We start from the raw sequence: 8,230 nt of genomic DNA on the forward strand, positions 1-8,230 counted from the left end.
GCACGATCGCGAGGCCCAGACCCGCGCCGGCCGGGGGCGTCCGGGCGTGGGTGCCGCGCCAGCCGGTGTCGAAGACGCGCGCCAGGTCGTCCTCCGGGATGCCGCCGCAGCCGTCCGTGACCGACAGCACGACGCCCTCCGCCGAGAGCTCCGTCGCCACCGCGACCGTGCCGTCCGCCGGGGTCCTGCGGATCGCGTTGACCAGGAGGTTGCCCAGGACCCGGCTCATCTCCTTGCCGTCCACCTCGACGGGCACCGGCTCGACCCCCGCGCCCTCCAGCCGGACGCCGTGCTCGCGGGCCAGCGGGTCGGCGCCCGCGAGCGCGTCGCCCACCAGGTCGTACAGCGAGACGCGGGCCGGGGCGAGCGGCAGCGCGCCGGCGTGGATCCGGGACAGTTCGAACAGGTCGCCGACCATGCCGTCGAGCCGCTCCACCTCGGTCCGCATCTGCCGCAGATAGCGGTCGGGATCCTCCGCGACGCCGTCCTCCAGCGCCTCCGACATGGCCCGCAGCCCGGCCAGCGGGGTGCGCAGATCGTGCGAGATCCAGGCCACCAGCTCGCGCCGCGAGGTCTCCAGCGCCCGCTCGCGTTCCCGCGAGGCCGCGAGCCGGGCGCTCGTCGCCGCGAGTTCACGGCTCAGCGCCTCCAGTTCGGCGGTGGCCGGGTGGCCGGGCGCGGCGAAGTCGCCGCCGTCGCCGAACGAGCGCGCGGCGACGGCCAGTTCACGGCTGCGCGCCACGACCCAGCGGCCCAGGACCAGGGCCGTCCCCAGCGACACCACCGCGGCCATCGCCACGACGGTCGTCACCACCGTCAGGTCGTGCGGCGACAGGAACATCGCCCAGGCGACGGCGAGGGTACCCGCCAGCATCGCGACCACGCCGACGGCGGCGACGACGGCCAGCGAGGCGGTCAGCGAGCGGCGCCGGATCAGCCGCAGGAGCGCGGCCCCGGCCAGACCGGTGGCCGCCGCACCGGCGAATGCGTACAGGGCGATGAGCAGCATGTCCCGCACGATCAGGCCTCCCCGTCGCCGGGCGCGTCCGGCTCGAAGCGGTAGCCGACGCCCCACACCGTACGGATCAGGCGCGGGCGGGCCGGATCGTCCTCGACCTTGCCGCGCAGCCGCCGGATGTGCACCGTCACCGTCGACAGGTCGCCGAACTCCCAGCCCCACACCTCGCGCATCAGGTCCTCGCGGCTGAACGCCCGGCCGGGGTGGCGCAGGAAGAAGGCGAGCAGGTCGAACTCGCGCAGGGTCAGCGCCAGTTCCGTGCCGTCGCGGCGGGCGCGGCGGCCCGCCGGGTCGACGGAGAGCCCGGCCGCGCGCAGCGGCCGCAGCTCCGTGCGCGGGCGCGCCCGGCGCAGCACCGACTCCACCCGCAGGACCAGCTCGCGCGGGCTGAACGGCTTGGTGACGTAGTCGTCGGCGCCGACCTCAAGACCGAGGATGCGGTCCTCCTCGTCGCCCCGCGCGGTCAGCATGACGACGGGCACCGGGCCGCGCTCGCGGATGCGCCGGCAGACCTCGAGGCCGTCCATGCCGGGCAGCATCAGGTCGAGCACCACCAGGTCGGGCCGGCGGGCCGCGGCCCGGGTGAGCGCCGTCGGGCCGTCGGCGGCACGGTCCACGAGGAAGCCCGCCCGGTCCAGGTACCCGGCCACCACCTCGGCGACCGTCGGGTCGTCGTCGACGACCAGGACCCGGGCCGGGTCCGCGGGGGCCTCGGGGCCCTTGAGCTCGTGTGACTGCTGCATGGAGCAAGCGTCGCACCGTGCGCGCGCGGGTGACGACTCCGCGGCGGCGCCGTGGGAGCGACGTCCGTGTTTCGTAAGGAGCTCGCGGGCGAAATGCCCGAATCGCGCTCGTAGGGTGAAAGCCGTGACCACTCCACCCATCCCCGTCGACGTGATCCTTCCCTGCCTGGACGAGGCCGAGGCCCTGCCCTGGGTGCTCGAACGGATCCCCCCGGGCTGGCGGGCGCTCGTCGTCGACAACGGTTCGACCGACGGCTCCGCCGACCTCGCCCGCAGCCTCGGCGCCACCGTCGTACGGGAACCGGTCCGGGGGTTCGGCGCCGCCTGCCACGCGGGCCTGCTCGCGTCCACGGCCGACATCGTGTGCTTCTGCGACTGCGACGCCTCGCTCGACCCGACCCGGCTGGTCCCCTTCGTGAGCGAGCTGCTCGCCGGGGAGAGCGACCTCGTCCTCGGCCGTCGTCGCCCGACCCGCCGCGGGGCCTGGCCCCTGCACGCCCGCGCCGGCAACCTCGCCCTCTCCCGGCTGCTACGCCGCCGCACCGGGCTGCGCCTGCACGACCTCGGACCGCTGCGCGCCGCGCGCCGCACGGACCTGCTCGCCCTCGGGCTCACCGACCGGCGCAGCGGCTACCCGCTGCAGATGGTCGTCCGGGCCGCCGACGCCGGCTGGCGGGTCGCCGAGCACGACGTGCCCTACCGCCCGCGCAGCGGCGCCTCGAAGGTGACCGGCACCTGGCGCGGCACCTGGCAGGCCGTCCGCGACATGAGCCGGGTCCTCGCCGAGACGGCCGCCCCGGCCCGCGAAGGAGCCGCCCGGTGACCACCCTTCTCGTCATCGCCAAGGAGCCGCGCCCCGGCCGGGTCAAGACCCGGCTCACCCCGCCCTTCACCCCCGAGGACGCCGCCGCTCTGGCCGAGGCCGCCCTGCGCGACACCCTGGACGCGGTCGCCGCCGCGCCCGCCGACCGGCGCGTCCTCGTCCTCGACGGCGCCCCCGGCGCCTGGCTCCCGCCCGGCTTCGACGTCGTCCCGCAGTGCGCGGGCGGCCTCGACGAGCGGCTCGCCGCCGCGTTCGCCGCCTGCTCAGGACCCGCCCTGCTCGTCGGCATGGACACCCCGCAGCTCACCCCCGAGCTGCTCACCGTCGACTTCACGGAATGCGACGCCTGGTTCGGACCCGCCCACGACGGCGGCTTCTGGGCCCTCGGCCTCGCCGCGCCCGACCCCGCCCTCCTGCGCGGCGTGCCCATGTCCACGCCGCACACGGGCGCCGCCCAGCGGGAGCGGCTGCGCGCCGCGGGCCTCAGGGTCCGCGACCTGCCCGCCCTGCGCGACGTCGACACCGCTGACGACGCCGCCGAGGTCGCGGCGCTCGCCCCGGACAGCCGCTTCGCCCACCGCCTGGCCCGCTGTACGACGGGGACCGCGACATGAGCCCTCGCACCACCGACATGGCCCCCTGGGCGGCGGCCGACCCCTACACCGCCGCGCTGCGCACCGGCACCGGACCGCTCTTCCTGCGCCGGTCCGACGGCTGGCTCCTGCCCCTCGACATCGAGCGCTGGTGCGCGCGCGCCGACGCCGTCGACCGGGACGTCCTCGACCGCTGCGAAGGCGCCGTCCTCGACGTGGGGTGCGGGCCGGGACGGCTCGTCGCCGAACTGGCGGCACGCGGCCGCACCGTCCTCGGCATCGACGTCAGCGCCACCGCCGTCGAACGCACCACCAGCCTCGGCGGCCCCGCCCTGCTGCGCTCCGTGTTCGAGGCGCTGCCCGGCGAGGGCCGCTGGCCGACCGTGCTCCTCATGGACGGCAACGTCGGCATCGGCGGCGACCCCCGCGCCCTCCTCGCCCGGGCCGCCCAGCTCGTGTGCCCGGGAGGCACGCTCATCGTCGAGACGGAGCCGGTGGACGTGGACGAGCGGGCCCAGGTCGAGGTGACCGACGCCCCCGGCCGGCCCCCGGGACGCTCCTTCCCCTGGGCGCGGCTCGGTGCGCCCGCCCTGCTCCGGTACGCGAAGCGGGCGGGCCTGCGGGCCACCGCTCAGTGGGACGCGGGAGGCCGCCGCTTCGTGTCCCTGAGCACCCGGAACGCCAACAGGAGCGCCGACCCGCCGAAGAGCCCGGCGGTGATCAGCAGCCAGTGGCCGAGGAACGCGTCCGCGGAGTGGCCGGTCGTCAGGGCGTAACGCCGCTCGTTGCGCCGCGCGATGAGCGGGAACCACACGAGCAGCAGCAGAAGCGCGAGGGCGGCGGGCACCCGCACGTACCCGGCCCAGGCCCGCCGGCCCGCCGCGCCGAGGCCCCGCAGCACCGCCCGGTCCGCCATCGCGTACAGGGGCAGCAGCACCAGGTCGTGCAGGAGCGCCGCGCCCACGATCCACAGCGCGACGTCGAACCACCGGTCCGCGAACAGCCGCACGCCCACGTACCCGGCGAACGCGAACGAGCAGAGCAGCAGCAGGAGTTGCAGCGGGTTGCCCAGCGCAAGCCGGTGTGCGGCGAGCCTGCGCACCACACCCGTCCCGGTCCTCTCGCTCATCGGGCTCACACCTTTCCGAAGGTCAGCCGGGCCACCCATTTGGTGTTCAGCACACCGGGGGCCGCGGGGACGATGATCCGCGCGGGGTGCCCGTGGTCCGGCGACAGGATCTCGCCGTTGACCTCGAGCGCCAGCAGCGCGCGGGGGTCCGCCACCTGAGCGGCGCTGAGCGCGGCGTGCCGGAACGCCCCGTGCCGCTGGAGCGACTCGACGAACACCTGCGGCGGGTCGTCCCCGTCGCCGACGAGCGCCGCGAGGTCCCGCAGCCGGACGCCCCGCCAGTGCTGGTCGGACGTCGACCAGCCCTCCACGCACGCGATGGGCAGCGCCGCACTGTGCTGGGGGAGCCGCTCCAGCGCCGCCCGGTCGAGCCGCACCGTCCCGGTGCTGCCGGTCACCGTGAGCCGCCAGGCCTCGTCGCTCGCCTCGGCCGCGTCGACCCCGGCCAGCGCGGCCGTCTTGTTGATCTGGAACCCGTTCGGACCGGGCCCCGGGTCGGCGCCGCCGTGCGGGGCCAGCAGCGCGGTGCGCCGCAGCGGACCGTCGAAGCTCTGCCCGAACGTCGTCCCGAACAGCAGCGCCGAGCCACCGCCGACGAACCAGAGCGCACCCCTGCGGGACACGCTCGGCGGGTCCGGCTCGGGCGCCACGAGCTCGTCCGTGCCGGGCCCCTCCTCACCGGCCTCACCGGCCCGCATCCGCCGCACGTTCCGCAGCGCCACGGGCATCTTGAGCACGGCGTGCACGACGAACGCGGAGAAGAACACCCACGCCCCGTAGAAGTGCAGCGGGTAGAACGAGCCGGGGAAGAGGTAGTCGAGCTGCACGTTCAGGACGCCCGTCACGAACTCGAACAGGCCGCCGCCGACCAGCAGCAGCAGCGACAGCCGCTCCAGACCGTGCGTCACGGAGCGGACGGGCGGCAGCACGAACAGCTTCGGCACCACCGACCACAACTTCGCCAGGAGCACGGGGATCAGGGTGACACCGAGCGTGACGTGCACGCCTTGCGTCAGCCGGTACAGACAGTGCGGGCCGGTCGGCCAGTCGAACAGGTAGAAGCCGAGGATCCCCTTGTCGGGGGTCTTGTCGTTCACCGGGGACAGCCCCGGGTTGTAGGCCGCGTAGGAGAGCAGCCCGGTCACGAACAGCACGGTGACGCCGACCAGCAGGACGAGACCGAGCACCGAGGTGAACCGGGCACCGCGCAGCGGACTGCGCCAGAACGCGGGGGAGGTGGGGGAGCGGGGGATGTCGCGCATGCCCCGACGGTAGGCCGGTACCCCCGCCCCCGAGCTGCTGCGACCCATGACGAAACCCTGACGTCCGGCCCGGCCGGCGACTCCCGGGCGGTGTCACGACCTAGCGTTCAGGTGTGATCCGTACAGACCTGCCGGAGGCCGGCCCGGCGCACCGGGAACGCCGCCGGGACCGACTCGACCTCGCCGCCGCGCTCGGCGGCGCCCTCCTCGTCGTCGCGGCCGCACTGACCGGCCGGTACCTCGAGGACACGTACGGCAACCTGCACGTCGGATGGCCACCGCTCTACGCGAACTGGCTGCCCCACGTGGGCCCCGGCACCCTCCCCGCGCTCGCCCTCGCCGCCCTCCTCGTGGCGTACGGCCCCGCCCTCGCGGCCCGGCTGCCCTGGCGCGGCCTGCTCGCCGCGTCCTGGGCCGGGGCCACCACCTGGATCGTGGCGCTCGCCCTCGTCGACGGCTGGCACCGCGGCATCGCCGTACGGCTGACCACCCGCTACGAGTACCTCCAGGTCATCGACCGCTTCCACGACATCCCGGCCACCCTGCGGGACTTCACCCACCACATCCTGATCGACTCGCCCGACCACTGGCCCGCGCACACCGCGGGACACCCGCCCGCGGCCACCCTCACGTTCGTGCTGCTCGACCGGATCGGGCTGCGCGGCGGCGGCTGGGCCGGGATGTGGTGCATCGTCGTCGGCGCCACGGCCTGCGTCGCCGTCCTGGTCACCGTGCGGGCCCTGGCCGGCGAGGAGACGGCCCGGCGCGCGGCCCCGTTCCTCGTGGCCGCGCCCGGCGCCGTGTGGATGGGCGCCTCCGCCGACGCCTACTTCGCGGCGGTTGCGGCCTGGTCCGTCGCCCTGCTCGCCCTCGCGGTCACCGGGCGCGGCACCGGCTGGGCGGCAGGCGCCGGACTCCTGTACGGGCTCACCTGCTACCTCTCCTACGGCCTCACCCTCGTGGCCGTCATCGGCGCGGCCGTCCTCGTGATCGGCCACCGGGAGGTCCGCCGCCGCCCCGCGCAGCTGCTCCTGCTGCTGCTCGCCGGAGCCGCGGTCGTCCCGGTCACGTTCACCCTCCTCGGCTTCGACTGGTGGGAGGCGTACCACGTGCTCATCACGCGCTACTACCAAGGGGCGGGCGGCATCCGCCCCTACGGCTACTGGGTGTGGGCCAACCTCGCCTGCACCGTCCTGATCGTCGGCCCGGCGACCGTGGCGGGCCTGCGCCGCGCCGTCACCCGGCTGTTCACCCCCGGCGCCCGGGCCGCGCCGGGTGAGAGCCGCCCGCTGGCCCTGCTCGTGACGGCCGCCCTCACGGCGCTCCTGATCGCCGACCTGTCCGGCATGAGCAAGGCGGAGACCGAGCGCATCTGGCTCCCGTTCGCCGTGTGGCTCCTGCCGGCCTGCGCCCTGCTGCCGCGCCCGCGCGCCTGGACGGCCGCCCAGGTGACCCTGGCCCTGCTGGTCAACCACCTGCTCCTGACGGGGTGGTGACCTCCGGCGCGGCCACGACGATCTCCCGCCGCAGGATCTTGCCCGTCGGCCCCTTCGGCAGCGCCTCGGCGATACGCACGAGCCGCGGGTACTTGTAGGGAGCGACCCGCTCCTTCACGTACGCGCGCAGCTCCTCGGGCGTGACGGTGGCCCCCGGAGCCAGGACGACCACCGCCGCGACCTCCTCGCCGAACTCCGGGTGCGGCACCGCGACGACCGCCGCCTCGACGACGCCCGGGTGCGCGTACAGGACCTCCTCGACCTCCCGCGGGTACACGTTGTAGCCACCGCGGATGATGAGGTCCTTCTTGCGGTCCACGACGAAGTAGTAGCCGTCCTCGTCCCGACGGGCCAGGTCGCCGCTGAGGAACCAGCCGTCCCGGAACGCCTCCGCGGTGGCGTCGGGGCGCCCCCGGTAGCCCTTCATCACGTTCGCGCCGCGGATCGCCAGCTCGCCGATCTCACCCGGCTCCGTGACGGTCTCCCCGCCGGACCCGAACAGGCACAGCTCGACGCCGTCGACGGGGAGCCCGATCGAACCCGGCCTGCGCGCCCCGCCCGGCGGGTTGAAGCACGCCACGGGCGACGTCTCCGACAGCCCGTACCCCTCCAGGACCTGCACGCCCAGGGCGCGTTCCGCCGCGTGCAGCAGCTCCACGGGAAGCGAGGACCCGCCCGACACGCCGAGTCGCAGCCGCGACGGCCGCGGCGACACGCCCGTGCGCAGCAGGGCGGTGTACATCGTCGGGACGCCCAGGAAGACCGTCACCCCGTCGCGGCGCAGCATCTCCAGCGCCTCCTCGGGCCGGAAGCGGGGGAGCAGCGACAGCGTCGCCGCGGAGGCCGTCGCCGCGTTCAGCGCACAGGTCTGGCCGAAGGCGTGGAAGAGCGGCAGGCCGCCGAGGAGCACGTCGTCGGGGGTGAGCCCGAGCAGGGTCCGCGCCGTGGTGAGGGCGTTGCCGACGAGATTGCCGTGGGTGAGCTCGGCGCCCTTCGGGGTGCCCGTCGTGCCGGAGGTGTAGAGGACGACGGCGGTGTCGTCCGCGTGTCGGTCCGGTACGGCGGTCCACGGGGCCTGCCCGTCGAGCAGTTCGTCCCAGTGGGCCGGGTCCGCGACCAGGCACCGGGCGCCGGTCCTGGCCGCCGCCTCACCGGCCGGGACCGCA

Annotated in this window: 8 protein-coding genes; 4 read left to right on the top strand and 4 right to left on the bottom strand. The window is 75.4% G+C overall.

Going from position 1 to position 8,230, the window contains the following annotated elements; translation table 11 throughout:
* Both GTW43_RS20255 and GTW43_RS20260 read right to left on the bottom strand, forming a co-directional pair.
* Window positions 1–1,018, bottom strand: a 1,018-nt coding sequence (locus GTW43_RS20255; protein ID WP_161303431.1) for a HAMP domain-containing sensor histidine kinase, incomplete at its 3' end; no start/stop codon positions are given.
* Window positions 1,019–1,020: 2 nt separating this feature from the next.
* Entirely contained in the window at window positions 1,021–1,761 is a 741-nt protein-coding gene (locus tag GTW43_RS20260) for a response regulator transcription factor (protein ID WP_161303432.1), read from the bottom strand.
* A gap of 115 nt (window positions 1,762–1,876) precedes the next feature.
* On the opposite strand from GTW43_RS20260, the gene GTW43_RS20265 reads away from it, so the two are divergent.
* From GTW43_RS20265 to GTW43_RS20275, 3 genes are read left to right on the top strand one after another with little or no spacing between them, the layout of a single operon-like run.
* Entirely contained in the window at window positions 1,877–2,584 is a 708-nt protein-coding gene (locus tag GTW43_RS20265) for a glycosyltransferase family 2 protein (RefSeq protein WP_161303433.1), read from the top strand.
* Window positions 2,581–3,198: a TIGR04282 family arsenosugar biosynthesis glycosyltransferase gene (locus GTW43_RS20270; protein ID WP_161303434.1), complete on the top strand. Its 618-nt coding sequence runs from the start codon at window positions 2,581–2,583 to the stop codon at window positions 3,196–3,198. Before GTW43_RS20265 ends, GTW43_RS20270 begins: the two co-directional genes overlap by 4 nt.
* Complete coding sequence (locus tag GTW43_RS20275; protein ID WP_161303435.1) at window positions 3,195–3,953, top strand: methyltransferase domain-containing protein; 759 nt, start codon at window positions 3,195–3,197, stop codon at window positions 3,951–3,953. The genes GTW43_RS20270 and GTW43_RS20275 overlap by 4 nt, the downstream gene beginning before the upstream one ends.
* A 358-nt stretch (window positions 3,954–4,311) precedes the next feature.
* Here GTW43_RS20275 and GTW43_RS20280 read toward each other — a convergent pair whose 3' ends face one another.
* Entirely contained in the window at window positions 4,312–5,568 is a 1,257-nt protein-coding gene (locus GTW43_RS20280) for a molybdopterin-dependent oxidoreductase (RefSeq protein WP_237536711.1), read from the bottom strand.
* Window positions 5,569–5,684: 116 nt separating this feature from the next.
* Between GTW43_RS20280 and GTW43_RS20285 the strand changes: the two genes are divergently transcribed.
* Window positions 5,685–7,064 (top strand): hypothetical protein, encoded by a 1,380-nt coding sequence (locus tag GTW43_RS20285; RefSeq protein ID WP_343246067.1) that lies wholly within the window; start codon window positions 5,685–5,687, stop codon window positions 7,062–7,064.
* On the opposite strand, the gene GTW43_RS20290 is transcribed toward GTW43_RS20285, so the two are convergent.
* Window positions 7,036–8,230: AMP-binding protein (locus tag GTW43_RS20290; protein WP_161303437.1), on the bottom strand; the 1,195-nt coding region annotated here is incomplete at its 5' end. The two genes, GTW43_RS20285 and GTW43_RS20290, sit on opposite strands and share 29 nt — an antisense overlap.

This window comes from Streptomyces sp. SID5785 (assembly GCF_009870065.1).
In the GTDB taxonomy this organism is placed as follows: Bacteria; Actinomycetota; Actinomycetes; order Streptomycetales; family Streptomycetaceae; genus Streptomyces.